The 844-nt window shown below is 42.9% G+C and carries 1 protein-coding gene; it reads right to left on the reverse strand.

Going from position 1 to position 844, the window contains the following annotated elements:
- Nucleotides 1–139: 139 nt before the first annotated feature.
- Complete coding sequence (locus ACS8FC_RS16140; protein ID WP_439297519.1) at nucleotides 140–685, reverse strand: PaaI family thioesterase; 546 nt, start codon at nucleotides 683–685, stop codon at nucleotides 140–142.
- Between the last annotated feature and the right edge of the window lie 159 nt (nucleotides 686–844).

An 844-nucleotide genomic window follows, 5' to 3' on the forward strand; every position in this document is an offset into this window, starting at 1 on the left:
GATCATAATAGCGCGCTTTTTTGCCATCTAGAGTCATTACCCGTTCGAATGCTTGCATAGTATTGGCCTTATTGTTCGTTAACTATCAAAATTTTCATCAATGATCAAAAGCATATTAAGTAAAAATCTACCATCATACTCATGGCTGCATATCAAATATCAAACAGGTGGTTGTGGCATGGGCGTATAGTTTGCCATCAGGCCCAACAATGCGTCCCTCAGCAGTGGCGGTTTGTCTCCCGACATGGATGATATTAGCCTCAGCACGTACTAGCGGAATGGCTTTGGTCAACGCTCGAATCATATTTACTTTAATCTCGAGTGTGGTATAGCCTTTGCCGGCGGGCAAGGTAGAATGAATAGCGCAGCCGACAGCAGAGTCAAGGATGGTACAAAACCAACCGCCATGTACGCTACCTAGTGGATTGTAATGTTGCTGACCGGGTCGACCTTGAAAGATGGATTTACCGTCTTGTATGTGGATAGGAATAAAATCAAGCGTTTCACCAATCGGTGGTGAGGGCAACTCTCCCGCAAACATGGCATCAAAAAATGATTGGCCACTCATGCTGGCCAGTTGAGCAGGTGAGGTTATCCCTATAGAGCCTAATGTAGCGCGTATACGCACATCATCAGCTTCCCAAGTAGCCAGCGTATTATTAATATCTGTTTTCGTAACATCCATTTTACAGTCCTTGTGTATGGGTTGTTTGTACATTCTATTTGGTGGGAGCGGCTTATAAGCGACGCGCAGATTTCTTTGCAGAGGAGTAATATAAGATAATATAGTTACTACTAAAAAGATAGTAACTCTTAAAAATACTTTTGCAAAATCGAGGTTAAG

Source organism: Psychrobacter sp. 1Y4, from assembly GCF_051847555.1.

Excerpts from the sequence above, each read along its gene's own strand:
- ACS8FC_RS16140 (WP_439297519.1), bottom strand. The coding sequence starts at position 685 with ATGGATGTTACGAAAACAGATATTAATAATACGCTGGCTACTTGGGAA.